Below are 25,714 nucleotides of genomic sequence, written 5' to 3' on the forward strand. Positions count from 1 at the left end.
GCCCTACCGTCGGGTGCGGAACGGCTCATGGCAGAGGGAGACAGTTCACGATGAGCACCATCACCCTGTACGGCGCCACCGGCACCATCGGTTCACGCGTGCTGGACGAGGCACTGCGCCGTGGTCACACCGTGACCGCGGTGGTCCGCGACCCGGCGAAGGTGACGACCCGGCACCCGGCGCTGACCGTGGCGGTCGGCGACGTGCTCGACCCGGATTCGGTGGCCGAGCACGCCGAAGGTGCGGACGTGCTGGTCAGCGCGGTCGGCGGCGGCGACGGCCCCGGCCACCAGGCGCTGATCAAGCCGTCCTTCGAGTCGCTGGTGGCGGGCCTGCGCACGCTGGGCGCGGACGCGCCGCGGCTGGTCACGGTGGGCGGCGCGGGCTCGCTGCGCACCCCGGACGGCAAGCAGGTGTGGGACGCCGAGGGCCTGCCGGAGTTCCTGCTGCAGATCATGCACGCGCACGGCGACGCACTGGACTTCCTGCGCACCGCCACCGACATCCGGTGGACCAACCTCTCCCCCGCGGGCACCATCGCCCCGGGCCCGCGCACCGGGACCTACCGCGAGGGTCTGGAGGACCTGCTGATCGGCCCGGACGGCCAGAGCCGGATCTCCGCCGAAGACTACGCGGTAGCACTGGTGGACGAGATCGAACAGCCCAAGCACACCGGCGAACGCTTCACCGTCGCCTACTGAAGTGCCTCGCCGCCTGCACCGGCGTGCCGGGCCTTCGTCGTGCCACCGTGCGGTTCGTGTGCGAGGTGAGGGCGGCACCGGGGTTCAGTCGAAGGCACCCCCCGGCGGGCCGGCGGCCCGGCCCGGAAGCGTCGAAAAGGCAGCGGGACGCAGCGGTTCGGGCTGGGGACCCGGAGCAGGCACTCGGGTCTCTCGCGGACGGCGGGCCGGGCGGCCGTACGCAGGATCGCCTCCCGGCTTCCGTGCCTCCGCGAGCGCCCGCCCCGGTGTCGGGGGGCAGGATGGGGGCTCGTTCTTGACGCGGTGGAGGGCGAGGGTGGCGGGGAGCGGGTTCCGGGAGGGGCCGGCGCTGCTGGAGTCCGCCGCCGGACGCCGCCGCACGCCCCCGCACCTCGCGGCGCCGGCACAGAAGGCGGCCGGGGTGCTGGAGGAACCGCGGCCGGTCATCGCGTGACGGTGGGGGCGCGGCGTCGTTGAACGGGGTGCTCCCCGGGCCGTGCCCCGGGGACGCCTGCCGGTTCCTGTCTCCCCGGCTGGAACCGAGGCTGCCGATACTGCCCTTACCTCGTGGGCAACCCGGCGAATCGACCCCGCCAAACGGGCGTCGGCTGTCAAGATGGCCGGGAACGCGAGGAGGCTGTCGTGAACGAACCGCTGCCCATGGACGACAAGGGCCCGAAGCTGCCGCCGACCTACCCTCCCCGTACCCCGCCCCCGCAGAAGAAGCCCGTCGAGCCCCCTCGGCCGCAGCCGTCGACGAAGCCCGTCGCCACCTCCCTGCCGCTGCCCGGCCCCGGCAAGGCCCGCGTACAGACCCGTCGGCCCCGGATGACCGTGAGGGCCCGGCGTGCCGCGAACTGGGCGCTCACGGCCTACCCGTGGACCGCCACCCAGACCCTCGGCAAGGTCACCGGCACCGTCCGCGCCTGGGGCTACGTCCACCCCGACGACGAGAACCTCGCGGCGGCCGTCCGTCTCCTCGTCGGCGCCGCCACCGCCGACCGCGGCCGGCGCATCAGCGTCCACCTCGCCGACCAGGACGGCATGCTCCTCATCGCCGTCCTCAGCCACACCGGCTCCGAACCCGACGAGACGATCCTCACCGACCTCGCCGCCGTTCCCGGCACCGCCAGCTGCGGCACCGACGCCTCCGAGGACGGCCGTCGCGTGTGGGCGGTGCTGTCCACCGAGCGCCCCCGCTCCCGCACCACCCCCGCGGCCTGACCCCGGCGGGGGCGCGCGACACGGCCCGGACCGCTCTGCGGGACAACCGAGGCACAGGAGCAGGCCACCGCGTTGTGCCGGTGGAGGGAGGCGGCGAGGACGTCCGCGGGGGTGTCGCCCTCTCGTGCGTCACCGGGGCGGTCAGGGGGTGTCCCCGCTGTAGTAGAAGCGGCAGGCGACGCCCGGGCCCGTCCCGCGCGGCTCGTCCGGGCGCGGGTCGTACAGCGCCCGGCCGCCGGGCCACCGGGAGAGTTCGGTGGTCAGGGCGACGCCGTCGCCGGCCTCCTCGGCCCGCCGGTCGTGGATGTCCAGCAGGAGGCCGTCCAGCGGGCCGCCGACGAGCTCGGCGTAGGTACGGCCCGGCCTGGGGCCCGGGTCGGGGTCGTCGTGGTCGTGGCCGTAGACCCGGCCGCGCAGCAGCTGCTCGTCACCGTTCATACCGGACAGCCTCCCAGCCGCCACCGACAGTCCGGCCCGGGGCCTCCGGTGGGCCCGCCCGTTGCCGGAGCCGCACGACGCGGGGCCGGGGCGAAGACGCACGGCACCGGAGAGAAGGGACGCTCCGGGGACGCTCCGGCACAGGTCTCCCGCCGGCGGGGGTGCGGAGCGCGTTCCGCGCCGTGCGGCCGTCGGCCCCGGGCCGGCGCGGGCCGGAGCTCACTTCGTGCCGAGGACTCCGGCGACGGCGGCGTGGAGCATGGAGCCGCGGCTCTGGGAGTCGCCCCAGCGGACGAGGCTCTGCGCGTTCAGCCCGTCGACCATTCCCAGGATCTGCCAGGCGGCGGCGACAGGGTCGGAGGGCCGGAACTCGCCGGTTTCCGCGCCGCGCTGGATCACGGCGAGGATCAGCTCCTGCCAGGCGTCCATCTCCGCGCGGACGGCGTTCGCGAGGACCTCGTTGCGCAGGCCGTGGGCCCAGGCTTCGACCCAGACCAGGGTGACGTCGTCCCGGCCCGGATCGATCATCGTGTCCAGAAGGGCGTCCATGCTCGCCGCGGCGCTGTCGGAGGCCGCGACGAGGGCGGCCACTTCCCGCCGTTCGTCGGCGACGATCCGCTGGAAGGTGTCGGCGACGAGGCGGTCCATGCCGTCGATGTAGTGCGCGACGAGTGCGGGGGCGACCCCCGCGCGGGTGGCCACCGCGCGCAGCGTCAAGGCGCCGATTCCGGCCTCGCGGGCGAGGGAGTACGCCGCGGCGACGATGTCGGCGGCGCGCTCCTGCGGGGCTTTTCTGCGGGCACGCGGTCGATCGACTGTTGACATGGTTCGGCCACCCTACTACTTTCGGCCGAACTGTTGATCAGCCAATCAATAACGGTCGTCACGGGTGCGGAGAGTCGGCCGCCACCTGCGCCCCTGACACGACGCTCCCGGAGGGACAGCGCTGGGCGAGCTCGGCGACGGCCGTGTTCGATCCGGGCGCACGCCGCGCCCACGTCCTCGGCGGTGGCCCCGCGGAGAGCGCCACACGCCCGCACCCCGTGGTGAGCGCCTGCCCCTCGCTCCTCACTCCTTCCGACGGCCGGGAACCGCTGCCCGACCGACTCGTACCGGAACAGCCCGCATTCGATCAAAGAGGATCCGCACATGTCCGAGAGCACTGTGTACGTCAACGCCGTCGTCTTCGACGGGCTCGCCGACGGTCCGCGCCACGAGGCCTTCGCGGTGCGTGGCGAACGGTTCCTCGCCGTCGGCTCCGCGGACGAGGTGCGGGCGGCGGCGGGTGCGGACGCCACCGAGGTGGACCTGGGCGGGGCGTTCGTGATGCCCGGGGTGATCGAGGCGCACGCGCACCTGTCGATGTTCGGCCACGCGCAGGGGAAGGTGCAGCTGCGCGACTGCGCGACCGTCGAGCAGATCCTGCGGCGGCTCCTGGAGGCCCGCCGCGAGAATCCGGACGCCGCGCGGATCGAAGGGGTGGGCTGGCTGTTCGACGCGCTGCCCGAGGGCGTCCCGCAGCCGACCGCGGCGATGATCGACGCGGTGATCGACGGCATCCCGGTGTTCCTCGACGCGAACGACCTGCACTCGGCGTGGGTGAACTCGGCGGCGCTGCGGGCGATGGGCATCGACCGCGACACCGCCGATCCGATCGGCGGCGAGGTGGTGCGCGACGAGCACGGCGAGCCGACCGGTTTCCTCCTCGAGACGGCCGCGCTGGACCTCGTGCTGCCCTACCTCGAAAGCGTCGCCACGGACGAGGAGCAGGACGCGTTCCTGGCGCGCGCGTTCGACGCCTATCTCGCGGCCGGGGTGACGGGAGCCGTGGACATGGCGATGGGCGAACGCTCCCTGACGGCACTGCGCCGCCGGCTGGACCGGGACGGCCGTCTGCCGTTCCCCGTGTCCGCGCACTGGCTGGTCGGTCCGACCGGCGACGCCGCCGCCGATCTCGCGCAGGTGGAACGGGCCGTGCGGCTGCGCGACGAACTCGCCGCCGGAGGCACCCCGTGGCTGCGGATCGCCGGCGTCAAGCTCATCCTCGACGGCGTGATCGACGCGTGCACCGCGGCCATGGTGCGCCCTTACGCCGACGGGACGAACGCGGACCCCATCTGGAACCGCGAAGCGGTGATGCCGGTCGCCGTCGCCGCGGACCGGGCGGGTCTGCAGCTCGCGATGCACGCGATCGGCGACGCGGCGAGCGCGCTCGCGGTCGACGTCGTCGTCGCGTGCGAACAGGCGAACGGAGCGGACGCGTCGCGCCGTCCCCGCATCGAGCACCTCGAGTCGGTGTCCCCGGAGACGGTCGCCCGGATGCGCGCGCACGGCGTCGTCGCCTCGATGCAGCCGGTGCACTGCGATCCGGCGATCCTCGACAACTGGAAGGCCGTGCTCGGCGACCGGCGCGCCGAGAACGGATTCCCGTGGAACTGGTTCCGCGACGCGGAGGTGCCGCTCGCGCTCGGCACGGATGCCCCCACGGCGCCGCACGAGGCACTGCACAACCTGTTCATCGCCGTGTCCGGCCGCTCGACGCTCGTCCCCGAGCTGGCGCCGTACCACCCCGAGCGCGCGTTCACCGCCGCGCAGGCGCTCGCCGCCGTCACCGGCGGAGCGGCGTTCGCCGGGCGGATCGACGACGCGTACGGACGCATCGCCCCCGGGTTCTACGCCAACGCCGCGGTGCTCGACCTCGACCCGCTCTCCCGGCCGGCCGAGGACCTGCTGTCCGCCTCCGTCCTCCTCACCCTCGTCCACGGCGACGCCGCCCACCGCGCGCCCGCGGCGAGCGACCGCTGAGGCTCCCGCCCTCACCCGGGATCCCGCGACACCCGATCCACCGCATCCTCGCCCACCCGCGTCGGCGCAGGCCGGAGACGCTTGCTGGAAGGCCCACCATGTCCGAAACATCCGCCACTTCCGACCACCCGCAGCGGGAGTCCCGCCCTCCGCGGCACGAGTTCCCCGACGCGGCGACCGCCCCCGAAACCCGCGGCATCGAGATCGTCGGGGACGACGAGCGCCGCGGCAGGGCGCGCGACCTCTTCTTCGTCTGGTCGGCCCCCAACGTCAGCGTGCTGAACCTCACCGTGGGAGCGTCGTTGACGATCGTCCTCGGCCTCGAGGTCTGGCAAGGGCTGCTCGTGCTGCTCGCCTCCTCGGTCCTGGCGGTCCTGCCCGGCATCGTGGCGATCTCCGGGCCCGCAGCCGGCACCTCCGGCTCGGTGATCCAGCGCGCGATCTACGGCGTCCGCGGCAACAAGGTCGTGGTCGCCTTCTACGGGTGGTTCATCTCCTGCGTGTTCCTCGCCCTCAACTGGGTCGCCGCCTCCTTCGTGGGCGCCGAACTCCTCACTCGGTGGGGGTTTCCCGACCGCACGGGCGCGCTCGTCCTCGTCTCCGTCGTCACCGCCGCGATCACCGTGCTCGTCGCCATCTACGGGCACGCCCTGATCCTGCGCGCCTACATGGGCATCGCAATCGCCCTGTCCCTGATCTTCGCCGCGGTCCTGGGGTTCATCGCCCCCTCGATCGACTGGGGCTTCGCGCAGCCCGAGCCGCTGAGCGGCCTGCCGCTGTGGTCCAGCCTCACGATCGCCTTCGCGCTGTTCTCCTCCTCCCCGCTCTCGTTCAGCAACAGCGCCGACATGGCCCGCTACCTGCCGCGTGACACCAAGCCGTCGCGGATCGTCTGGGCCACGACGCTGGGCAACCTGTTCCCGGGCATGCTCATCTCCGGGTTCGGGATCGTGCTCGGCGGCACCGTGGGAGCCGAGAGCCTCGAGAGCGGCATCGAGTACTCGCTGCTGGAGAAGCTGCCGTCCTGGCTCGCCCCGGTCTTCGTCCTCGGGGTCATCGTGAACACGATCGCGCTCAACGGCATGACCACGTACACCGCCAGCATGGCGCTGCAGTCCATCGGCGTGCCGATCCGGCGGATACCGTCGGCGGTCCTCATCGGCGTGCTCGGCGGGGCCTTCACGATCCTCCTCGTGCTGTCGTCGAGCCTGATCGACGCGATCAACCTGATGCTCCAGTTCCTGCTCGTGATCTCCGCCCCCACGATGGCCGTGTACGTGGCCGACATCGTGCTGCGCCGCAACCGCTACGACGGACGCGACCTGTTCGACGAGCGTCCCGGCGGGAAGTTCTGGTACACCGGCGGCTTCGGCGGTCCCGGCCTGGTCTCCGTCGTCGCCGGCGCGGTCGCCACCGCCCTGTTCCTCTCGACCACCGTCTGGACCGGACCGCTCGGCGCCGCCCTCGGTCAGCTCGACCTCTCCGTGCCCGTCGGCATGCTCGTCTCGGCCGCGCTGTACGCGCTGCTGGCCGGGCCGGGCATCCGCAGGCAGACGGCCCCGCGCTGACGCCGCCCTCCTCCGGGGGTCCGTCCCCGGGCCCGGGTTCCGGGTGGCTCCGGACCCCGCGCCGTCGTGGTGTCCGGGGATGCCGGGCACCGGGGCCGGTCAGCGGAGCAGTTCGGCGACCAACCCGCCCACCTGTTCCACCTCGATGAGGAACCCGTCGTGGCCGTAGGGCGATCCGAGGACGCGCGGACGGTCGGCGCCGGGAATGCCGGCCGCCAGTTCCGCCTGCTGGGACGGCGGGTAGAGGCGGTCGGAGTCGATGCCGGCGACGAGCGTCGGTGCGGTCACCCGGCGCAGTGCGGCCCGGGTGCCGCCCCGGCCCCGGCCGACGTCGTGGCCGTTCATGGCCTCGGCCAGCACGACGTAGCTGCCCGCGTCGAAGCGGTGGGCCAGCTTGGCCGCGTGGTGGTCGAGGTAGGACTCGACGCGGTAGCGGCCACCGCGCCAGGGGTCCTCCGCGTCCTGGGCGGCGCGGCCGAAGCGGGCGGCGAGTTCGGGCTCGCTCCGGTAGGTGACCTGGGCCAGGCGGCGGGCGAGGCCCAGTCCGGCGTGCGGGCCCCGGCCGGTGTCGTGGTAGTGGCCGCTCCGCCAGTGGGGATCGGCGCGGATCGCGTGCAGCTGGACCGACGTCCAGGCGATCTGTTCGGCGCTCGCGGCGGCCGTCGTGGCGAGCAGCAGCAGCGCGCCGGTGCGTTCCGGGTGGGTCACGGCCCACTCCAGCGCCCGCATCCCGCCCATGGAACCGCCGATCACCAGCGCCCAGCGGTCCACGCCGAGCGCGTCGGCGAGGCCCGCCTCGGCCGCCACCTGGTCGCGGGGGGTCAGGAAGGGGAAGTCGCCGCCCCAGCGGCGGCCGTCCGCCCGGCGCGAGGACGGTCCGGTGCTGCCCTGGCAGCCGCCCAGCACGTTGGGGGCCACGACGAACAGGCGGTCCGTGTCCAGCGCGCGTCCCGGCCCGATGAGCCCGTCCCACCAGCCGGGAGTGGGGTGTCCGGGACCGGCCGGACCGGCGGCGTGGCTGTCGCCGGTGAGGGCGTGCAGCACGAGCACCGCGTTGGCGCGGTCCGGCGCGAGCGTCCCCCAGGTCTCGAACGCCAGCCGCACGCCGGGCAGTTCGCCGCCCGCCTCGAGGTCCAGGGGCGTCTCGCGCGCGTACCAGCGGCGCCGCCCGGCCGGGTCTCCCTCCCGCCAGGCCCCGGAGACCGGCGGGAGGGAGACCTCGGACGGCGGCAGGACGGTGCTCAGGACGCGCCTCCGGCCGCGCCCTTGGCCGCCCGGAAGCCCGCCTCCAGGTCCGCCTTGAGGTCGGCGAGGTTCTCCAGGCCCACCGACAGGCGCACCAGGCCGGGCGAGGCGCCGGTCGCCGCGAGTTGTGCTTCGTCCAGCTGGCTGTGGGTGGTGGACGCCGGGTGGATGATCAGACTGCGTACGTCTCCGATGTTGGCCAGGTGGCTGAACAGCTCGACGGCGTCCACGAACCGCTTGCCCGCCTCCACGCCGTCCCGCAGCTCGAAGGAGAGCACCGCGCCCGCGCCGCGCGGCAGGTAGCGGCGGCCCGCCTCGTACCAACGGCTGGACGGCAGGCCCGGGTAGTGCACGGCGGCGACCTCGTCGCGCTGTTCCAGCCACTCGGCGAGGGCCTGCGCGTTGGCGGAGTGCCGCTCGACGCGCAGGCTCAGCGTCTCCACGCCCTGGAGCAGCAGGAAGGCGGAGTGCGGGGAGAGGGCCGGGCCGAGGTCGCGCAGCAGCTGCACGCGCAGCTTGACCGCGAAGGCTCCGGGGCCGAGCGCCGGCCAGTACCGGAGGCCGTGGTAGCTGGGGTCGGGCTCGGTGAAGTCGGGGAAGCGGTCGGGGTGCGCCCCGAAGTCGAAGGTGCCGCCGTCCACGACGACGCCCGCGACGGTCGTGCCGTGCCCGCCGAGGAACTTCGTCGCCGAGTGGACGACGACGTCGGCGCCGTGTTCGAGCGGCCGGAGCAGGTAGGGCGTGGGGACGGTGTTGTCCACGATCAGCGGGATCCCGGCCGCGTGCGCCACGTCGGCGACCGCGCGCACGTCGAGGACGTCGCCGCGCGGGTTGCCCAGCGTCTCGGCGAACAGCGCCTTGGTGTTCGGCCGGATCGCCGCCCGCCACGCCTCGGCGTCGTCGGGGTCGTCCACGAAGGAGACCTCGACGCCGAACCTGGACAGGGTGTGCCGGAACAGGTTGTACGTGCCTCCGTACAGCGAGGTGCCGGCCACCAGGTGGTCGCCGGCGCCGGCCAGGGTGAGGATCGCCAGGGTCTCCGCGGCCTGCCCGGAGGACAGCGCGACGGCCGCGACACCGCCCTCCAGGGCGGCGACCCGCTGCTCGAAGACGTCCTGGGTGGGGTTGTGGATGCGGGTGTAGATGTTGCCGGGCTCGGCCAGCGAGAAGAGGTCGGCGGCGTGCCGCGTGTCCCGGAAGACGAAGGACGTCGTCTGGTAGATCGGCGTCGCCCGCGCTCCGGTCGCCGGGTCGGGCGTCGCGCCCGCGTGGATCTGCTTGGTCTCGAAGGACCAGGCCGAGGTGTCGGGCCCGGCGGGCGCGTCCTCGGGGGTGTGGCCGGCGGTGACGGAGTCGAGGGGCTGGCTCATGGTGGTGCTCCTTGTACGGGTGCGCACGGCTTCGCGCCGTGCCCGGGGCGGGGCGGCGAACGGGAATCGGGGGCCGGCGGACCGGCGGGAGGCTGCCGGTTCAGCGCGCGGCGGGACACCACGCGGCGGTGGAGCGCGCCGGGGAACACCCAGGGGAAACGAGCGGGAGGGGTGCGGAGAGGATCACGCGCCCACGTAAGCACGGCCACGCCGCGTGGACCAGTGATCTGCGGAGCGTGACATACAACGTTCACACACGGTCCGCCCCCGGCGGACGGCCGGCGCGGTGTCCGGTGCCTCCCCGGCGGGTTCCGGCGTCCGGGGCCCCGCGGTTTCCCGCAGGGCGGAAGTACGGGGAACGCCACCGGCCCGGACGGCGATCCTCCTGCCGGTGCCGAGGAGGACTTTCCGGGTCGGCGGGAAGAAGAGCCGGACACCCGCCCCGTCCCCGACGGCTTGGAGTCCCCTCATGAACCTCACGACCACGGTGCTCGCCAAGGAGCCCACGGGCGGCATCGCCGGCTGGGCCGCCGGTCTCGTCGACACGTTGGGCGGCCCGGGAGCCGGTCTCGTCGTCGCCCTGGAGAACCTCTTCCCGCCGCTGCCCAGCGAGGTCGTCCTGCCGCTGACCGGCTTCGCCGCGGGCCGGGGCGTGCTGAGCCTGCCCTCCGCGCTGTTCTGGACGACGCTCGGCTCGGTGGCCGGCGCGGTGGCGCTCTACTGGATCGGGGCGCTCTTCGGCCGGGAGCGGATGCACGCGATCTGGGGGAAGCTGCCCCTGGTGAAGGACTCCGACCTGGCCCGCACCGAGAAGTGGTTCGCCGAGCACGGCACCAAGGCCGTCTTCTTCGGCAGGATGGTGCCGGTCTTCCGCAGCCTGGTCTCGGTGCCCGCCGGTGTCGAGCGGATGCCGCTGCCGGTGTTCGTCCTGCTCACCACGCTCGGCAGTCTGGTCTGGAACAGCGTCCTCGTGCTGGCCGGTTACTGGCTGGGCGACCGGTGGGACGTCGTGGAGACCTACGTCGGCGTCCTGTCGAAGGTCGTGCTGGGCGTCGTCGCCGTCGCCGTCACGGCCTGCGCGGTGGTACGGCTGCGCGGCCGGGCCCGGCACCGGCGCGCCTCGTGATCCCCGCTCCCCGCCCCGCCGGTGGAGCGGGCCTTCGCCCCGCTCGGTCCCGGCCCGCGGGCGCGGCCGGCGCCGGAGGGGGTGGCGCCGGCCGACCGGTACGCGGCGCTCTACCGGCGCCGCTTGAACCGGCCCACGGCGATCCCCGCCAGGACGGCGACGACGGCTACGACCAGCACCACCACGCCGACCGCTCCGCCCGGAAACCAGATCGTGCTCTGCTCGTGCATGGATACCTCCGTGAATGGTCGTGGGCGGCCGCCCCGTCCGGCAGTGGGGCCGCCGGACGGGGCGGGTGCCGCCGATCGTTTCAGAGAGAAGTTCGAACGGGCGGCGAATCGGCCGTTCAACGGGCGAGGGGGAGGTGCCGAGTGGCCGGTGCGCTCTTCCGGGTCCCGCTGACGGAGCCGGCCGGGGCCGGGACGGGCACCTCACGGGGCGGGCCCGCCGGCGCGTCTCCTCATCCCCGCCTGATCACGGTCTCAAGGAAGGCTTAAGAAACGGTCCCGCACCCCTTACGGGCTCCGTTCGGCGGCCGGCGGGTGGTTGGGTTGCGGACGGCGGGCCGGAGAGGTCCCACCGCGGGCGGACCGCGCACCCCTTCCCCCGCGTCCGCGGAGCGCTCCCCCGTCCGCCGCCGCCCCGTCCCAAGGCCCGGAAAGGAAACGTCGCCGTGGTCCTGTCCCTCCCCCGAGGCACCGCCCGTCTCGCGGCCGTACTCGACGCCCTCCCCGACGGCTTCGTGCCCGTCCGCCCCGGCGACGGCACGGTCGTCACCGCCGGTGCCCTCCTCCACGGCGTGTCCGCGCCCTCCGGCGAAGCCGATCCGCTCCGCTCGCGGCCCCGGACCGAGGCGATCCTGCGGGCCGTCACCGAAGGCATCGTCTGCACGGACGCCGACGGCCGGATCACCCTCGTCAATCCGGCCTTCACACAGATCCTCGGACATCCCGCCGGTGAGCTGGACGGCGTCGGGCTGCACCCGCTGATCCTGCCCGAGCGGCCGGACGGCACGCCCTTCCCGTACGAGGAGTCCCCGCTCGCCGACACCCTGCGCTCCGGCCGCAAACACCGGGTCCGCGACCAGGTCCTGCGGTCCAGGAGCGGCGAGCGCGTACCCGTCGACCTGACGACCGCCCCGATCCGCGACGGCGACCGGCTCGTCGGGGCCGTCATGACGTTCACCGACCGCAGGCCCCACGAACGGCTGACCCGGCGGTACACCGCCGAACTCGGCGCGCTCACCGACCGGGTCGCGCAGCACGCCGCCGAGCGCGAGGCCCAGGCCGAGAGGTACGCGGCGCTCGCCGCCCGGAGCGCGCGGCTGACCGCCGTTCTGGCCAAGGCGCTGCGCGGCGAGCTGGGCCGGCTGACCGAGAGCCTCCTGGACCACCAGCGGCTTGAGGCGGGCACGGCCGTCCTCGCCCTCCGCCCCACGGCGTTGGACGCCCTCGTGACCGCCGCCGTCCACAAGGCCGCCGTGCTCACCGGCCCGCACGACACCCGGTTCGCCGTGCAGGCTCCCCCCGTCGCCGTCCCGCTCGACCCCGGACGCGCGACGACCGCCCTGGCCCACCTGATCGCCGACGCCTCCGGATTCCCCTCGTCGGGACCGGTCCGGCCCGGCGTCCGTCCCGGCACCACGGTCACCGTCACGGCGGGGCGGCACGGTGACGCCCTGCGCGTCGAGGTCCGGGGCCTCCACGCGGCGGACGATCCCGTCCACACGCTGATCGCGCGCGGAATCGTCGAGGCGCACGGCGGGCGCCTCACCGCGCGGCCCCTGCCCGGCGGAACCGGCCTCGCCCACGTCGTCGAACTCCCCCACGCGCCCGCGCCCGCCGTCCTGCCGGCCGCGGCGGTCGCCGTGCGCTCCCGGGACCCGCGCCCCGCGCCGGTACCGGCGCCCGTCCCGCGTCCCGCGGCCGTACCGGTGCCCGTCCCGCGTCCCGCACCGGCCCCGGTCGCCGGTTCCTGGATCATCGGCGCGGCGGTCCGGGCCCGTCACGCCCGGGCGGTGGGTGATCTCCCGGTGCGCCCGCGCCCCGTTCCCCCGCCCCCGGCCCCCCGCCTCTCCCCCTCGGCCGAGGCCGAGGCGCAGCGGCGCATCGTCACGCTCCTCGCGAAGCTCAGGAACCACTCCGCCTGACCGGTGGCGCGCGCCGGGCCGCCCGGGAGCCGGGACGACGGCCGCCCGGGACGGCACCGGCGGTGCCGTCCCGGGCGGCCGGGGGCGGTCGGGATCAGTAGGTGGTCGTGACGGCGGCTCCGGTGAAGCCCGCGACGGCGTGGAGGCTGATGAAGTGGTCGCCCGCGCGCGGGTTGGCGATCGTCAGGGTGTGGCTGTTGCCGGGGCCGGTGGCGCGGCTGACGTACGAGGAGGTGGTGGCCCAGCCGTAGGCGCTGTAGTAGAGGTCGGCGTCGCCGGTGCCTCCGCTGACGGTGATCTTCAGCTGGGTGGTTCCGGCCGGGACGTTCAGGTAGAGGTAGGCGTAGTCGCCGGTGGCGGCGGAGAGGTTGCCGCGCCGGCAGTTCTTGCCCAGGGCGCGGGGGTCCGGGCCGGTGCACTCGGCGACCGCGGGGGCGACGGTGACCGTCCGCGTGGTGGTGGCGGTGGCGCCCTTGTCGTCGGTCACGGTCAGCCGGACGGTGTAGGTGCCGGCGGCGGTGTACGTCCTGGTGGGGCCGGCCTGGGTGGACGTGGTGCCGTCGCCGAAGTCCCAGACGCGGGAGGCGATGGTGCCGTCGGGGTCGGAGGAGCGGTCGGTGAGGGTGACCGTCAGGTCCCGGACGGTCGCGGTGAAGTCGGCGGTGGGAGCCTTGTTGCCGGGCGTCGTGCCGCCGCCGCAGTCACCGGCCGCGCAGCCCGCGAGCCAGGTCCGGAAGTCGGCGTCGTACCGGGTGCCCACGGTGGAGGTCAGGTGGGTCCGGGCGGCGCTCCACCGGCCGGCGCGGTAGTGGCCGAGCACCGTGTCCATGTCCCCGGGGTGCTTCTCCAGCATGTACCGCACGGCGAGGTAGCCCCAGCGGTAGACCCGCGTGGTGCCGTGGTCGTAGTCGGTGGAGAAGAGGGTGCTCAGGGAGTACGTGCCGAGGCCCGCCTCGGTCATCGCCGCCGTGTAGGGCAGGCCGCGGTAGGAGTAGGAGACGTACTCGGCGAAGCCCTCCACCCACCAGACGGTGGGGGTGCTCATGTTGGCGGTGAAGTCGCCGTACATGGTGAAGCGGCCGTCGAGGTAGTGGGTGTACTCGTGGTTGAGGTTCCAGATCTGGAACTCCGGGCGCAGCCACTCGGCCTCGTAGGCGATGAACCGGGGCTGGTTGCCGGCGGCGGCGGGGTCGCCCTCCAGGTACATGCCGCCGTTGTTGGTGTCGATCCCGTACATCGCGCCGGCGTAGGTCTGGTAGTCGGTGCTGGAGTCGTAGACGATCACTTCGAGGGTGGTGTTGTTGTCGTCGGCGACCGGACCGGCGTCCCGTGCGACCGCGTGGAAGTACTCGTCCTGCTTGAGGAGGCTGGCGCAGCTCGCGCCCAGTTCGGCGGGGGTCATCTGCTGGGCGAGGATGCGCAGGCCGGGACCGCAGGTGTGACGGGTCGGCAGGACCGCGCTCTTGAGGCGTTCCTGGAGGTCGCAGGTGCCGTAGGCGGAGCAGTTCGCCCTGTCGTAGTAGTCGACCATCTCCGCGACGCCGACCCACAGGGGCGCGGTGGGTCCCGTCATGGAGCTCTGTCCGAGCAGGCCGGCGGCCAGCGGCCGGACCTTGCTCCGCAGGTCGGTGTGCTGGGTGAACCGGGCCAGTTCGCGGCCGGCGTTGGAGGTCAGGTACGACCGGTCGGTGCCCAGCAGGGCCAGGTGGTCGGCGGCGAAGCGGTACAGGGTGTCGACGAGGCCCGGGTCCGACTGGACCGCGCTGACGAACTCGGGCACCTGGTGGCCGCGGAAGGTCACCGTGTACACGTTGTTGACCGCGTTGAGCATGTACCAGGACGCGTTCCAGGTGGAGTCGTAGTCCGTGAGGAGCCGCTCGACGACGGGGATGTACCGGGCGTTCTCCTGGGCGCTGTCGATCAGGGTGACCGCCTCGGCCAGCGTCTCGCCGTTGGCGTCGGTGACGTCACGGGAGCGGGGGCTCGCGAAGAAGGCGTCGAGACCGGAGCGGATCGCGGTCTTCAGGGTGCTGCCGTAATCGCCGACGGCGTCCGGGTGGTACCACTGCACGTAGTACCCGGCGCGCAGGTAGAGCACGAGCTGCGGGGTCCCGGTGCTCGCGTCGCCCGGGTAGTGCGCGGAGTCGTCGCGGAGCGCCTGGGCGACGGACACCATCTGGGGTTCGCGGAAGGCCAGCCGGGCGTTGTCACCGGTCAGGTTGAACAGGGTGTTGACGCACTCGGTGGTGGACGCCTTGATCCGCCGGACCAGTTCGCTTCCGGTACGGCCGGTGAAGTCGGCCGGGTCGCACGCCGCTCCGGCGGCGGTGGTTGTCCGCGCGGGCGCCTTCGCCGACGCGGCGGGCTCCGGTGCGGCGTCGTGGCGGTCGTACTCCTGGGTGAGCGGTGCTCTGTCGGCGCTCAGCGGGGGGAGTTGGGGCGCCGTCAGCCGGCCTTCGCGCACATGACCGGCGTCCGGGTCGGACGCCGACCCCGCTCTGGGGGCGGGATCGGCCGGTATGCCGGGGCGGGAGGGCTGCGAGGCGTTCGGTGCCGTGGCGGCCGGCAGGGCCTGGGCCGGCTGCGCGAGCAGCCCGGCGCCCAGGATTCCGGCGAGGGCCAGGGGCAGCACGGCGCCCATGCCTCTGCGGACGAGTGGGGTTCTCACGTGTTCCTCCCGTGGGGGGATCGGGGCACGCGATCGCGTGCCCGACGGGGTGAACAGGTCGTGGGCCGGGAGTCCGTGCCCGGCGGCGGGCACGGTGCGGCCCGGGGTGCGATTGACATGCTCACAACCTGTGCCATGTAAAATTGCACAGTTCACACGTCACATGGAAGGCGTTCGGCCGAATTCGTTACAACGGCCGGGGGAACGAGACCTGACGAGGCGGCACACGGGGGCGGAATCCGCCGCGGTGCGCCCTTCGCCCCCCTGCCGCGCCGTCGGCGGGCCCTTCGCGGACCGCCCGCCGCGCCCCTCTCCCCCACCGGGGGCGCCTCCGAACGGGCGGGACGGGCGTCCGACCGGCGGCCTCCGCGCCGTCCTCGGCGGCATCCCCGCGCAACGTGACATTGTATGCTCCGTTCACCAAGAGCCGAAGGGGAGCACATGAGTGGAACGAAGCCCCGCACACTCCTCCCGGTCCAGGAGCACCTGCGCGACCAGGTGGCCAACGCCCTTCGCGCGGCGCTGATATCGGGAGACCTGAAGCCCGGCACGGTCTACTCGGCCCCCGCCCTGGCCGCGGAGTACGGCGTCTCCGCCACACCGGTGCGCGAGGCCATGCTGGACCTCGTCCGCGAGGGCATGGTCGAGGCGGTGCGCAACAAGGGCTTCCGCGTCACCGAACTCTCCGAACGCGACCTGGACGAGTACACCGAGATCCGTTCGCTCGTCGAGATCCCCACCATCGGCCGGGTGACCCGGTCCGCCACGCGGGAGCAGCTGGAGGCGCTGCGCCCCGTGGCGGAGGAGATCGTGGCCGCAGCCCGGCGCGGCGACCTGATCGGCTACCTCGAGTCGGACCGCCGCTTCCACCTCGACCTGCTCGCCCTGGCGGGCAACGCCCGCCTCGTGGAGACCGTGGCCGAACTGCGCAAGCGCTCCCGGCTGTACGGGCTCGCCGACCTGTCCCACTCGGGGTCGCTGGTGGGTTCGGCGGAGGAGCACACCGCGCTTCTCGACATCATGATCTCCGGGGACGCGGAGGGCGCCGAGGAGTACATGCGGCGCCACCTCGCGCACGTGCGCACCCTGTGGGCGACGCGGAGGAAACGGGCCGAGGACGCCGCCGCCCCTCGCGGGGCGGGCGTCCGCTGACGCGGGGCCGGTCTCCCGCCCGGAGGCCGGCCCGTACGTCCGCGACCGCCGTCGCCGTCGCCGTCGCCGTCGCCGTTCAGAGGGTGAACCCCGCCGGGTAGGGGTCCGTGGGATCGAGCAGGTACTGCGCGGTCCCGGTGATCCAGGCGCGTCCGGTGACCGACGGCAGCACGGCGGGCCGGCCGCCGACCGTGGTCTCGCCGAGGATGCGGCCGGTGAAGCGCGATCCGATGAAGGACTCGTTGACGAAGTCCCGGCCGGTCCCGAGCAGTCCCCGCGCGTGGAGCTGCGCCATCCGCGCGCTGGTCCCCGTCCCGCACGGCGAGCGGTCGAACCACCCCGGGTGGATGGCCATGGCGTGCCGCGAGTGCTGCGGGGTCGAGCCGGGAGCCTCCAGGTAGACGTGGTGGCAGACGTCGATGGCCGGGTCCTCCGGATGCGCCACCGGGTTCCGCGTGTTGATCGCCTCCATGATCGCCAGTCCGGCGTCGAGCAGCCGCTGCTTGTGCTCGCGGCCGAAGGGGATGCCGAGGTCCTCGGTGCGCACGAAGGCGTAGAAGTTGCCGCCGTAGGCGATGTCGTAGCGGACCTCGCCGTACCCCTCGACCTCCACGGCCTGGTCCAGCGCGTGGCTGTAGGAGGGGACGTTCTCCAGGGTGACCGACTCGGCCCGCCCGTCCCGCACCGCGACCCGTGCCGTGACCAGCCCGGCGGGGGTGTCGAGGCGGATCAGGGTCTCCGGCTCGACCGCCTCGACCATGCCGGTCTCCACCAGGACCGTCGCCACGCCGATGGTGCCGTGCCCGCACATGGGCAGGCACCCGGAGACCTCGATGAACAGCACGCCGAAGTCGGCGTCCGGCCGGGTCGGCGGCTGGAGGACGGCCCCCGACATGGAGGCGTGCCCACGGGGTTCGCACATGAGCAGGGTGCGCAGCCGGTCGCGTTCCGCCACGAACCGCAGCCGCCTCTCGGCCATCGTCGCGCCGGGCAGCACCCCCACCCCGCCGGTGACGACCCGGGTCGGCATCCCCTCGGTGTGCGAGTCCACGGCGTGGTAGCAGACGAGGGAGCGCACGTCAGTTCACCCCGGCGTCGATGAGGGCCTGCGTCGCGGCGCGCACGACGGCCTCGGTCTCCGGGTCCAGGGCCCGTCGCGGCGGGCGGCACGCGCCGCCGCGACGGCCGGTCATGTCCTGACCGAGCTTGACCGCCTGGACGAACTCGGTCCTGCTGTCCCAGCGCAGCACGGGGTGGAGCTTGCGGTAGAGCGGGAGCGCGGTGTCGAGGTCGCCGCGCACGGATGCCTCGTAGAGGGCGAGGCAGGCGCGCGGGAAGACCTGCGGATAGCCCGCGACCCAGCCCTTGGCGCCGGCGACGGCGACCTCGAGGACGGTGTCGTCGGTGCCGATCAGGAGATCGAGGCCGGGTGCCAGCTCGCTGATGGCGTAGCAGCGCCGGACGTCGCCGGAGAACTCCTTCACGCCCACGATGAACCCCTCGGCGTACAGCTTGGCCAGCAGGTCCGGGCGCAGGTCGACCTTGGTGTCGACGGGGTTGTTGTACGCGACGACCGGAAGGCCAGCCGCCGCCACCGTCTCGAAGTGTTCGAGGACGGACCGGTCGTCGGCCCGATAGCCGTTGGGGGGAAGGCACATGACGGCCCCGCAGCCCGCGTCCCTGGCGAACCGCGCGTGCCGTCCGGCCTCGATCGCGCCGTACGCCCCCACGCCCGGCATGACCGTGAAGCCCTCGGGAGCGTTCGCCACGGCGGTCTCCACGACGCGGTCGCGTTCGGCGTCGGTCAGGGTCTGGTACTCGCCCAGCGAGCCGTTCGGGGCGACGCCGTGCAGGCCCTGTTCGGCGAGCCGGGCGACGTTCTCCCCGAAGGCGCCGTGGTCCACGGCGAGGTTCTGGTCGAAGGGGAGGCTCGTCGCGACGAGGACGCCGTGCCAGGGCATGCGGGGGTGGTCCATGGAATCTCCTCGGTGGGTGTCGGGAGCGGGTTCGCCCCGGCCGGGGACGGGTGCGGGGAGCCCGGCGAGCGCGCCGAGCGTGACGGGGGTCGCGATCAGCCGTTCCGTGGGGACGTAGGGTCCGCCGGCGCGCGTGAGGCCGTGCACGGCGGGGCCGCAGATCCGGCCCTGGCACCAGCCCATGCCCGCCCTCGTCAGCTGTTTGACCTGCCGGTGGTCGGCCGCCGAGCCGTCGGCGCACACCGACCGCACCGTGCCCGCGGCGACCTCCTCGCACCGGCAGACCGGGGTGTCGTCGGTCAGCCACGAGGGCCACGCCGGCGGGAGGGGGTGCACCTCGGCCGTCGCGCGGGCGAAGGCGCGGTGCCGGGCCACGGCGGCGCGCTCGGCGGCCAGGCGCCGGCGGTGGGGCGCTCCCGGCGCGCGGAGGTCGGCGAGCACGGACACGGCGGCGACGCGCCCCTCGCCCACCGCGAGCGCGGCCCCGCCCACGCCGCAGGTCTCGCCCGCCGCGTAGAGCCCGGACACGGTGGTGCGCTGTCCCCCGTCGACGGCCGCGGCCACGGTCCCGTCGCCCGCGTCGGCGAGGTCGCAGCCGAGGGGCACGAGCAGGTCGAGCTGGGGCACGAAGCCCCAGCCGACGCCCACGGTGTCGGCCTCGATCCGGCGTTCGGTGCCCCGCAGCGGTGTGCCGTCGGCGTCCACGGAGGCGACGCGCACCGCGGCGACCCGGCCCTCCCCCTCGGCGGCGACGATCGCGGTGCGGGTCAGGAACGGTACGCGGTACCGGGCGAGGGTGCCCGCGTACCGGGCGCCCTCGGCCCACTTGGCGGGATTGCGCAGCAGGGGCGAGGGGTGGCGCAGCCAGGCCGAGGGTGCGGCGGCCTCGCACACGGCGGCGACCTCGGCGCCCCGCGCGGCCAGGGCGGCGGCGACGGGCAGCAGGAAGGGGCCGGTCCCGCCGAGGACGACCCGGCCTCCGGCGACGACCCCTCCGCCCTTGAGCAGGGCCTGGAGTCCTCCGACGGTGAGCACGCCGGGCAGGTCCCAGCCGGGGAAGGGGAGTTGGCGGTCGTACGCGCCGGTCGCCACCAGCAGGGCCGGGGCGCGCAGCACCACGGCCCGTTCCCCGGCCGCTCCGCCGCGGTCCACGGCGTGGACGGTGAACCCGTCCCCGTCGCGGGCGGCGGTCCACACGTGGTGGTGCAGCAGCAGGGAGAGCCGGCCGGTGCGCGCGTGGGCGGAGAGCGTGGCGCACAGCGCGCGGTAGGTGCCGAGCCCGTGGTACGGGCCGGCGGCCGGGAGGGTCTTCCGGGCGTGCCGCGGGGGGTGGCGCCAGAACTGGCCTCCGGGCGCGGCCCCGGAGTCGACGAGCACGACGCGCAGTCCCCCGTCGAGGGCGGTCGCGGCGGCCGCCATGCCGGCCGGGCCCGCGCCCACGACCACGAGGTCACCGGTCCCGTCCATCGCCGCCCTCCCCGGTCGTCACGGTCATGCCCGCGCGGGCCTCCACCAGGCAGGCGCGCTGCCCGCCCCGTCCGTCGACGGTCACCAGACAGTCGAAGCAGACGCCGATCCCGCAGAAGATCCCCCGGGGGCGTCCTCCGGTACGGGTCGTCCTCCAGGCCGTCCGGCCCGACGCGACGAACGCCGCCGCCAGTGTCTGGCCCGGTACGAACGGCAGCCGTTCGCCGTCCACGGTCAGTTCGGTCACGCGGGCGCACCTCCGGTGGTCAGGAGTCGGTCGGGCAGGAGCCCGAAGTGGGCGGCCGGGTCGGCTCCGCGCCAGGGCCGGCCGAGGAGGTGGGCGGTGACGAGCGCGCCGGTCGCGGGGGCGAGGCCGACGCCCGCGCCCTCGTGACCGCAGGCGTGCAGCACTCCCGGGACCCGGGGGTCGGGGCCGACGACCGGCAGGTGGTCCGGACAGTACGGGCGGAACCCCCGGTAGGCGCGGATCAGATGGACGTCGCGCAGGAAGGGGAAGAGGCGGCAGGCCCCGGCGGCGAGCGCGGTGACGACGGCCGGGTTCATGGTGGTGTCGAAGCCGACGCGCTCCCGGCTGGCGCCGATCAGGATCGTGCCCCCGCGGGTGCCCTCGACCACGCACGAGGTCTCCAGGCCCGCGCCGTCGGAGGCGACGTTCGCCACGTAGTCGGCGGAGTAGACCTTGTGACGGACCATCGGCGGCAGCGGTTCGGTGACGAGGACGAAGCCGCGTCTCGGCAGGATCTCCAGGGGCGCGCCGAGCCGGCGGCCGACCTCGCCGCCCCAGGTTCCCGCGGCGTTCACCACGGCGTCGGCGGGCAGCACGGTGCCGTCGGCGGTGCGGACCCCGGTGATCCGCCCGTCCCGTCCGGTGGTCCCCGCGAGGACCTCGCCGGTGCGGGTGCGGGCTCCGTGCCGGACCGCCGCGCGCAGCAGTGCGACGGCCGCGAGGACGGGCTGCACCTGGGCGTCCTGCGGGTAGTGGACACCGCCGGGGAGACCGGGGGCGAGGTGCGGTTCGAGGGCGACGACGCGGTCGACGTCCTCGGCGCGGACGCCGGCGGCCGTCTGGCGTGCCGCGAAGGCCCGCAGGGCGGTGAGCGCGCGGGGCGTGCCGGCGACGACCAGGCCGCCCTTGGCCTCCAGTTCGAGGGTGTCGGGGCCGAGTTCCTCGCCCGCCTCGTCCCACAGGACGCGGCTGAGCCGGGCCAGGTCCAGCTCGGGCCCGGGTTCCTTGTCGGACAGGAGGACGTTGCCCTCTCCCCGGCCGGTCGTGCCCGCGCCGACGGGTCCCCGGTCGACGACCGTGACGTCCAGCCCCGCGGAGGCGGCGTGGAAGGCGCACGCGGCTCCCACGATGCCCGCGCCCACGACGACGACCTTCACACCCGCCCCCTAGTGCAATGTCACATGCCATCGGGCAGGCTATCCGTCCGTTCGGCCCGAGGGCAACGGCGCCGGACCGTTGACTTTCGCGCCGCGCCCGGGGGCGGCGTGCGGTCCGGCACACGGGGGGGTGTCGCGCTGTGCCTACGCGGGGTTCCGGTCCCGTACGGGACGGTCGCGACGCCCCGGGGGCGCGCGTTCGGTGCGGGGGGGCCGTGGCCAACGGCGAACGTCAGCCGCGCGACGGCGCGCGGGGGGGGCGTCCCTTGGATCCTCATGTTCTTCCGGGTCCCCTCGGGGCGGGCGACGGGGTCCACGCGGTGGACATAGTCGTCGGACTTCACCCGGACCCGGGCGCACCGGCCGTCGGCCCCGGCGTCCTTCGCCGTTCCGGTGACGCGCCGGCTCCACCGGCCGTCGCCGTGGCCCCACCATTCGACCTCGAGGGTGGCGGTACCGCCGGGAGCCCTGTCGCCGGTCTTCAGGGTGACGGTACGGGACGCCGCCTCCGCGGACGGGGCCGTCACCGCGCGTCCCTCCCGGAAACCGGCGGAACGCGCTCGCATGCGCAAGTGTGGCGGTCCGGGAGGCGGAATTCCTTTCCGGCGGGCGTCCAGCTTTCCGCTTTCGGCGCACACGTGCCTTCAGGGCCGGAAGCGGTGGACGCGGCCGGCGGTCCGCGTCACAGGACGGGGACGCAGAGTTCGCACAGGTGCTGGGCGAGCAGCCGGGGCCGGTACCGTTCGAGGACGGGGCGGGTGGCGTCGGGGGTAAGGCCCTGGGCCGCGAGGCGGTCGAACAGGCCGGACCAGGCGCGTGCGAGGCCCTCCGGGGTGTGCGCGACGGTGAGGACCGCGTGGCGACCGCCGGTGAGGCGGGCCTCCAGGATCTCGGGGTGACGGACCTCGGCGTCCTCGGGCAGCACGAGGCAGGCGTCGTAGCGGCAGTCGCGGGGCGGGGTGCGGGCGGGATCGTCGCGGGCGATGCCCAGGACGGCGGAGTCGGCGCGCAGCAGGCCGTTCGCGGCGGCCCAGGACTTGAGGCTTTCCATCTGCTTTTCGTTGGCTTTCCCGTACGGGCCCGTGCGCCTCAGAAAGGCGACGCGGAATTCCGGTATTTCTTCCACGGCGAACACGTTTTCCTCCTTCGTCCGGGCGGAACGGAGGCAACCGTAGCAAGGTATAAAACGCTTTTTTGAATGCGATTCTCACCGGTTGCGAAGGGCGAAGCGGCCGCGCCCGGACGTCCGCCTCCGGGGAAGCGCCGGAGCGGCCGTTCGCCCGGCGCGTCCGGCGGCGGCTCCGGCCGCACCGGCGGGAGTCCGGATGCGACTCCGGTCGTACGGCGGCGCGCTCCGGAGGGCGACTCCGGTCGTACGCGGTGGCGACCCGGGGGCGATGCGGCGCCGTGCGTCCCGCCCGGAGGATGGCCGGGTGACCGAGATCATCGCGGGACTGTACGTGTCCCCTCCGGAACTCCTCGTCCTGTCGGCCGCCGTCGCGCTGGTGGTGGCAGGCCGGCTCCCTCCCGCCGCCCGCCCGCGCGTCACGGTCGCGGCGGTGGCGGTGCTCGTGCCGTCCGCGCTCGTGCTGGGCGCGGTGGGAATCCGCTGGCAGATGCTGCCCGTTCTGGCGGGCGCCGCCGTCGCGCTGCCGTTCGCCCTCTTCCCCCTGCTGCGGCGTCGTGCCGGCCGGCCGGTGCGGCGGGCCCGGTGGTGGGTGGCGTTGCCGGGATCGGTGGCCTGCGTCGCCCTGATCGCCGCGGGGCCGGTCGCCGCGTGGGCCTTTCCCGTGCCCGTGTTCCCCGAGCCGTCGGGCCGTTTCGCGGTCGGCACCCGTGTGCTGCAGTGGACCGACCCGGGCCGCCCCGAGACCTTCACCGCCGATCCGCACGACCGGCGCACGGTCGTGGTCCAGCTCTGGTACCCCGCGCGGAAGAGCCCCGCGAACGCGCCGCGGGCCCCGTACCTCGGCCGCACGGAGCACGAGGCGCGCATCGTTTCCGAGGCTCTGGCCCGTGGGGTCGGCCTGCCCGGCTTCCTGGTCGACGGCGTCCCGCGCGCCCGCACCCGTTCGGTCTTCGACGCCCCGGCGGCCGGGGGGAACGAACGGTTCCCGGTCGTGCTGTTCTCCCCCGGGGCGGGCGGGGTGCGCACCCAGAACACCGCCTGGGCGGAGGAGTTGGCCAGCCACGGCTACGTGGTCGCCGCCCTCGACCACCCGTACGACTCCTCGGCCGTCGTCCTCGCCGACGGCCGGACGATCCGCTCCAGGACCGCCTCCACCGGGGACCGGGAGGAGGACGGCAGGGCCGCGGCCGGCTGGACGGCCGTCCGGGCCGCCGACCTCTCCTTCGTCCTCACCCGGCTGGAACGGCTGGACCGCGACGGGGCCGCCGGTCCGCCGGCCGGGCGCCTGGACACCGGCCGGGTCGCGGTCACCGGCCACTCCATGGGCGGGGCCGCCGCCCTGCAGGCGGCCCGGCAGGACGGCCGGTTCGATGCCGTCGTCGACCTGGACGGCTACCCCCACGGACCCCTCTCCCCCGCCCTGCGCCGGCCGGTGCTCGCGCTCACCCAGGCCATCACGCCCGAAACCGACCCGCGTTACCTGCCCCGCCTCACCCGGGCCCTCGCGGCCGGCACCGCGACGAGCTACCGGCTCACCGTCCCCGGCACCACGCACCTCACCTTCATGGACGGCCCCCTGTACCTGCCGCCCGTGCCCTCGGTGGTCGGCTCCCTGGGCCGCGCCGGAAGTCCGCGCGCCGTCGCCGCGATCACCCTCGCCTTCCTGGACTCGACGCTGCGGCACGAACCCGGTGACCCGGCCGCCGCCCTGGCGGCGCATGGCGACCTGAGCGTCCATCATCCCGGCGACAGCCCCTGACCGGCCCCGGACGCCCCGCCCCCCGCCGCCTCCGGAACGGCCTTCGTCCCGGCGTCATTGGGCCGACAAATGACGGCGCTCCGACGTGGTTGACGCGCGTTGACCAGGGACGCCACACTCTCGCAGGTACATGTCAAAAGAGAGGGGAGCGGGTCGACGCGCGGACGTGCTTCACGCCCTCTCCCCGGAATCGCCCGGACCGGTGGCCGCCGTTCCCGGCCACGACGCCTTCCCGGAGATCCCCGACACCGACGCCCCGGGCCACGGGACGGAGCGGCCGGATGCCCGCCCACGGTGACCGCGTCCGCGCCGGACACCCGCCCCCACCGCCCGCCCCGCGGGCACTCCGCCGCAAGCCCGCACGCGACCCGTACGAAGCACGAAGCACGAAGCACGAGACCCGAAGGAAACCCGAAGAAAAGGGGTACCACCCATGTTCTCCGGTCTCTCCGCGAGAATCACCGTCACCGCACTCGCCGTCACCGGGCTGCTCGCCGTCGCGCCGTCGGCGCCGGCGACCCCCGGAGGTTCGCCCACGCGCCCGGCCGTCGCCGCCGGTTCACCGTCCGCCGGTGTCACCGTGAAGATGCCGGCCTCCGTCGCCGGCCGCCTCGGCACCGAGCGCGGGCCTCTGGTGGACGCCGTCTCCGCGGACGTCCTCTCCCGGTCCCACGACGCCAGGGGCCTCGCCCCTGCCGCCGCCGTCGGCAAGCTCGCCGCCGAGGGCCGCGAGGTGGTCGTCGACGTGCGCGCCGTCGCGGGCGACTGGGCCCGCGGCGTCGCCTACGTCGAGGCGTCGCGCACGCGGCACGGCGCGCCCGAGGGCTGGCTCTACCTCGCCCACCGCGAGGACGGACGCTGGGTCGCGGGGCTCGAGGGCGACCGCGAGTTCGCCGACCACGTGGCCCGGTCCCCGCTGGTCGGCGCGGCGGAACGACGGACCATGACGGCGTACGCCGAGCGCGGGGCGACGCCGCGGGTGTCGCCGGCCGGGGCCCAGGCCAACACCAACGGACTGCTGCTGCCCTGGATGCCCGACTACTACATGACCCTGACCGGCGGTCCGCACGCGCACGACGGGGCGACCGGCTACTGGAGCGCCCTCGACTTCGCCGGCGGCAACGCCAGCGGTCTGGTCCGTTCGTCCCGCGAGGGCACGGCGACCTCGATGTGCGGCGCCGGCGGCGGTTGGACCCGGGTGATCCACCCCGGCGGCTTCTCCACGGACTACTACCACATGCGGAACACGACCTACTACAACGGGACGGCGATCTCCCGCAGCGCCCTGCTCGGCAGCATCGGCACCGACACCTGCGCCGGCGGTTCCGCGACCGGGGCCCACGTGCACTGGAGCCTGCGCACGTACGACGCCAACTACGTCGGCCAGTACACCTGGCTGAACGGCCGCACCATCGGCGGCTGGACGTGGTCGAACGGCTCCGGCCAGTACTCCGGCTGCGGCGCCCGTCTCGGCTACACCGCCTGCCCCGGCACCGCGATCTACAACCGCGCCAACTGACGGCCCTCCGGCGC

General features: G+C 74.5%; 19 protein-coding genes and 2 pseudogenes. 10 read left to right on the forward strand and 11 right to left on the reverse strand.

Features of this window, described 5'->3' with window-relative positions:
- Positions 1 to 50 precede the first annotated feature (50 nt).
- From ACZ6AQ_RS27820 to ACZ6AQ_RS27830, 3 genes are all read left to right on the forward strand, one after another.
- On the forward strand, positions 51 to 701 hold the full coding sequence (locus ACZ6AQ_RS27820) for an NAD(P)-dependent oxidoreductase (protein WP_468763406.1): 651 nt from the start codon (positions 51 to 53) through the stop codon (positions 699 to 701).
- A 316-nt stretch (positions 702 to 1,017) separates the two neighbouring features.
- Complete coding sequence (locus ACZ6AQ_RS27825) at positions 1,018 to 1,155, forward strand: hypothetical protein (protein WP_468763408.1); 138 nt, start codon at positions 1,018 to 1,020, stop codon at positions 1,153 to 1,155.
- Between the two features lie 188 nt (positions 1,156 to 1,343).
- A complete protein-coding gene (locus tag ACZ6AQ_RS27830; RefSeq protein WP_468763409.1) occupies positions 1,344 to 1,925 on the forward strand; it encodes a hypothetical protein in 582 nt (193 codons plus the stop codon).
- Positions 1,926 to 2,066: 141 nt separating this feature from the next.
- Here the strand turns inward: ACZ6AQ_RS27830 and ACZ6AQ_RS27835 are convergent, their stop codons facing one another.
- Positions 2,067 to 2,363 (reverse strand): hypothetical protein, encoded by a 297-nt coding sequence (locus ACZ6AQ_RS27835; protein WP_468763411.1) that lies wholly within the window; start codon positions 2,361 to 2,363, stop codon positions 2,067 to 2,069.
- 219 nt (positions 2,364 to 2,582) lie between these two features.
- Positions 2,583 to 3,188, reverse strand: coding sequence for a TetR/AcrR family transcriptional regulator (locus tag ACZ6AQ_RS27840; RefSeq protein ID WP_468763413.1), 606 nt, complete (start codon positions 3,186 to 3,188; stop codon positions 2,583 to 2,585).
- 324 nt (positions 3,189 to 3,512) lie between these two features.
- Here ACZ6AQ_RS27840 and ACZ6AQ_RS27845 point away from each other — a divergent pair, with 324 nt between their 5' ends.
- A complete protein-coding gene (locus ACZ6AQ_RS27845) occupies positions 3,513 to 5,168 on the forward strand; it encodes an amidohydrolase (RefSeq protein ID WP_468763415.1) in 1,656 nt (551 codons plus the stop codon).
- Positions 5,169 to 5,266: 98 nt separating this feature from the next.
- The gene (locus tag ACZ6AQ_RS27850) at positions 5,267 to 6,736 is read left to right on the forward strand and encodes a purine-cytosine permease family protein (RefSeq protein WP_468763417.1); all 1,470 of its coding nucleotides are present in this window, start codon (positions 5,267 to 5,269) and stop codon (positions 6,734 to 6,736) included.
- 99 nt (positions 6,737 to 6,835) lie between these two features.
- Here the strand turns inward: ACZ6AQ_RS27850 and metX are convergent, their stop codons facing one another.
- Positions 6,836 to 7,981: a homoserine O-acetyltransferase MetX gene (metX, locus tag ACZ6AQ_RS27855; protein WP_468763458.1), complete on the reverse strand. Its 1,146-nt coding sequence runs from the start codon at positions 7,979 to 7,981 to the stop codon at positions 6,836 to 6,838.
- Positions 7,978 to 9,351 carry a bifunctional o-acetylhomoserine/o-acetylserine sulfhydrylase gene (locus ACZ6AQ_RS27860; RefSeq protein WP_468763419.1) on the reverse strand — a complete coding sequence of 458 codons (1,374 nt, stop codon included), beginning with the start codon at positions 9,349 to 9,351 and terminating at the stop codon, positions 7,978 to 7,980. The genes metX and ACZ6AQ_RS27860 overlap by 4 nt, the downstream gene beginning before the upstream one ends.
- A gap of 469 nt (positions 9,352 to 9,820) precedes the next feature.
- Between ACZ6AQ_RS27860 and ACZ6AQ_RS27865 the strand changes: the two genes are divergently transcribed.
- Both ACZ6AQ_RS27865 and ACZ6AQ_RS27870 read left to right on the forward strand, forming a co-directional pair.
- The gene (locus ACZ6AQ_RS27865) at positions 9,821 to 10,477 is read left to right on the forward strand and encodes a DedA family protein (RefSeq protein ID WP_468763421.1); all 657 of its coding nucleotides are present in this window, start codon (positions 9,821 to 9,823) and stop codon (positions 10,475 to 10,477) included.
- Positions 10,478 to 11,294: 817 nt separating this feature from the next.
- A pseudogene (locus tag ACZ6AQ_RS27870) lies at positions 11,295 to 11,774 on the forward strand (PAS domain-containing protein); the annotation flags it as partial.
- Between the two features lie 946 nt (positions 11,775 to 12,720).
- On the opposite strand, the gene ACZ6AQ_RS27875 reads toward ACZ6AQ_RS27870, so the two are convergent.
- Positions 12,721 to 15,267: a collagenase gene (locus tag ACZ6AQ_RS27875; RefSeq protein ID WP_468763459.1), complete on the reverse strand. Its 2,547-nt coding sequence runs from the start codon at positions 15,265 to 15,267 to the stop codon at positions 12,721 to 12,723.
- A 468-nt stretch (positions 15,268 to 15,735) separates the two neighbouring features.
- Here ACZ6AQ_RS27875 and ACZ6AQ_RS27880 point away from each other — a divergent pair, with 468 nt between their 5' ends.
- Entirely contained in the window at positions 15,736 to 16,446 is a 711-nt protein-coding gene (locus tag ACZ6AQ_RS27880) for a GntR family transcriptional regulator (RefSeq protein ID WP_468763423.1), read from the forward strand.
- A gap of 76 nt (positions 16,447 to 16,522) precedes the next feature.
- Here the strand turns inward: ACZ6AQ_RS27880 and ACZ6AQ_RS27885 are convergent, their stop codons facing one another.
- The 6 genes and pseudogenes from ACZ6AQ_RS27885 to ACZ6AQ_RS27910 all read right to left on the reverse strand — a co-directional run bounded on the left by ACZ6AQ_RS27885 (position 16,523) and on the right by ACZ6AQ_RS27910 (position 22,428).
- Entirely contained in the window at positions 16,523 to 17,524 is a 1,002-nt protein-coding gene (locus ACZ6AQ_RS27885) for a proline racemase family protein (protein WP_468763425.1), read from the reverse strand.
- 1 nt (position 17,525) lies between these two features.
- Positions 17,526 to 18,422 carry a dihydrodipicolinate synthase family protein gene (locus ACZ6AQ_RS27890; RefSeq protein ID WP_468763461.1) on the reverse strand — a complete coding sequence of 299 codons (897 nt, stop codon included), beginning with the start codon at positions 18,420 to 18,422 and terminating at the stop codon, positions 17,526 to 17,528.
- Between the two features lie 198 nt (positions 18,423 to 18,620).
- A pseudogene (locus ACZ6AQ_RS27895) lies at positions 18,621 to 19,889 on the reverse strand (FAD-dependent oxidoreductase); the annotation flags it as partial.
- Positions 19,873 to 20,136: a (2Fe-2S)-binding protein gene (locus ACZ6AQ_RS27900; protein ID WP_388699283.1), complete on the reverse strand. Its 264-nt coding sequence runs from the start codon at positions 20,134 to 20,136 to the stop codon at positions 19,873 to 19,875. The gene ACZ6AQ_RS27900 and the pseudogene ACZ6AQ_RS27895, both read right to left, overlap by 17 nt.
- Positions 20,133 to 21,293 carry an NAD(P)/FAD-dependent oxidoreductase gene (locus ACZ6AQ_RS27905; protein ID WP_468763427.1) on the reverse strand — a complete coding sequence of 387 codons (1,161 nt, stop codon included), beginning with the start codon at positions 21,291 to 21,293 and terminating at the stop codon, positions 20,133 to 20,135. Before ACZ6AQ_RS27905 ends, ACZ6AQ_RS27900 begins: the two co-directional genes overlap by 4 nt.
- Before the next feature lie 682 nt (positions 21,294 to 21,975).
- Positions 21,976 to 22,428, reverse strand: a complete 453-nt coding sequence (locus tag ACZ6AQ_RS27910; RefSeq protein WP_468763428.1) for an AraC family transcriptional regulator — start codon at positions 22,426 to 22,428, stop codon at positions 21,976 to 21,978.
- A gap of 298 nt (positions 22,429 to 22,726) precedes the next feature.
- On the opposite strand from ACZ6AQ_RS27910, the gene ACZ6AQ_RS27915 reads away from it, so the two are divergent.
- On the forward strand, positions 22,727 to 24,181 hold the full coding sequence (locus ACZ6AQ_RS27915; RefSeq protein ID WP_468763430.1) for an alpha/beta hydrolase family protein: 1,455 nt from the start codon (positions 22,727 to 22,729) through the stop codon (positions 24,179 to 24,181).
- Between the two features lie 433 nt (positions 24,182 to 24,614).
- On the forward strand, positions 24,615 to 25,700 hold the full coding sequence (locus ACZ6AQ_RS27920; RefSeq protein ID WP_468763432.1) for a M23 family metallopeptidase: 1,086 nt from the start codon (positions 24,615 to 24,617) through the stop codon (positions 25,698 to 25,700).
- Positions 25,701 to 25,714: the final 14 nt, after the last annotated feature.

This window comes from Streptomyces sp. NPDC041191, assembly GCF_055591945.1.

Coding starts and splice junctions, on each gene's coding strand:
- ACZ6AQ_RS27820 (WP_468763406.1), top strand. CDS start 51: ATGAGCACCATCACCCTGTACGGCGCCACCGGCACCATCGGTTCACGC.
- ACZ6AQ_RS27835 (WP_468763411.1), bottom strand. CDS start 2,363: ATGAACGGTGACGAGCAGCTGCTGCGCGGCCGGGTCTACGGCCACGAC.
- ACZ6AQ_RS27840 (WP_468763413.1), bottom strand. CDS start 3,188: ATGTCAACAGTCGATCGACCGCGTGCCCGCAGAAAAGCCCCGCAGGAG.
- ACZ6AQ_RS27845 (WP_468763415.1), top strand. CDS start 3,513: ATGTCCGAGAGCACTGTGTACGTCAACGCCGTCGTCTTCGACGGGCTC.
- ACZ6AQ_RS27850 (WP_468763417.1), top strand. CDS start 5,267: ATGTCCGAAACATCCGCCACTTCCGACCACCCGCAGCGGGAGTCCCGC.
- ACZ6AQ_RS27860 (WP_468763419.1), bottom strand. CDS start 9,351: ATGAGCCAGCCCCTCGACTCCGTCACCGCCGGCCACACCCCCGAGGAC.
- ACZ6AQ_RS27865 (WP_468763421.1), top strand. CDS start 9,821: ATGAACCTCACGACCACGGTGCTCGCCAAGGAGCCCACGGGCGGCATC.
- ACZ6AQ_RS27875 (WP_468763459.1), bottom strand. CDS start 15,267: ATGGGCGCCGTGCTGCCCCTGGCCCTCGCCGGAATCCTGGGCGCCGGG.
- ACZ6AQ_RS27880 (WP_468763423.1), top strand. CDS start 15,736: ATGAGTGGAACGAAGCCCCGCACACTCCTCCCGGTCCAGGAGCACCTG.
- ACZ6AQ_RS27890 (WP_468763461.1), bottom strand. CDS start 18,422: ATGGACCACCCCCGCATGCCCTGGCACGGCGTCCTCGTCGCGACGAGC.
- ACZ6AQ_RS27920 (WP_468763432.1), top strand. CDS start 24,615: ATGTTCTCCGGTCTCTCCGCGAGAATCACCGTCACCGCACTCGCCGTC.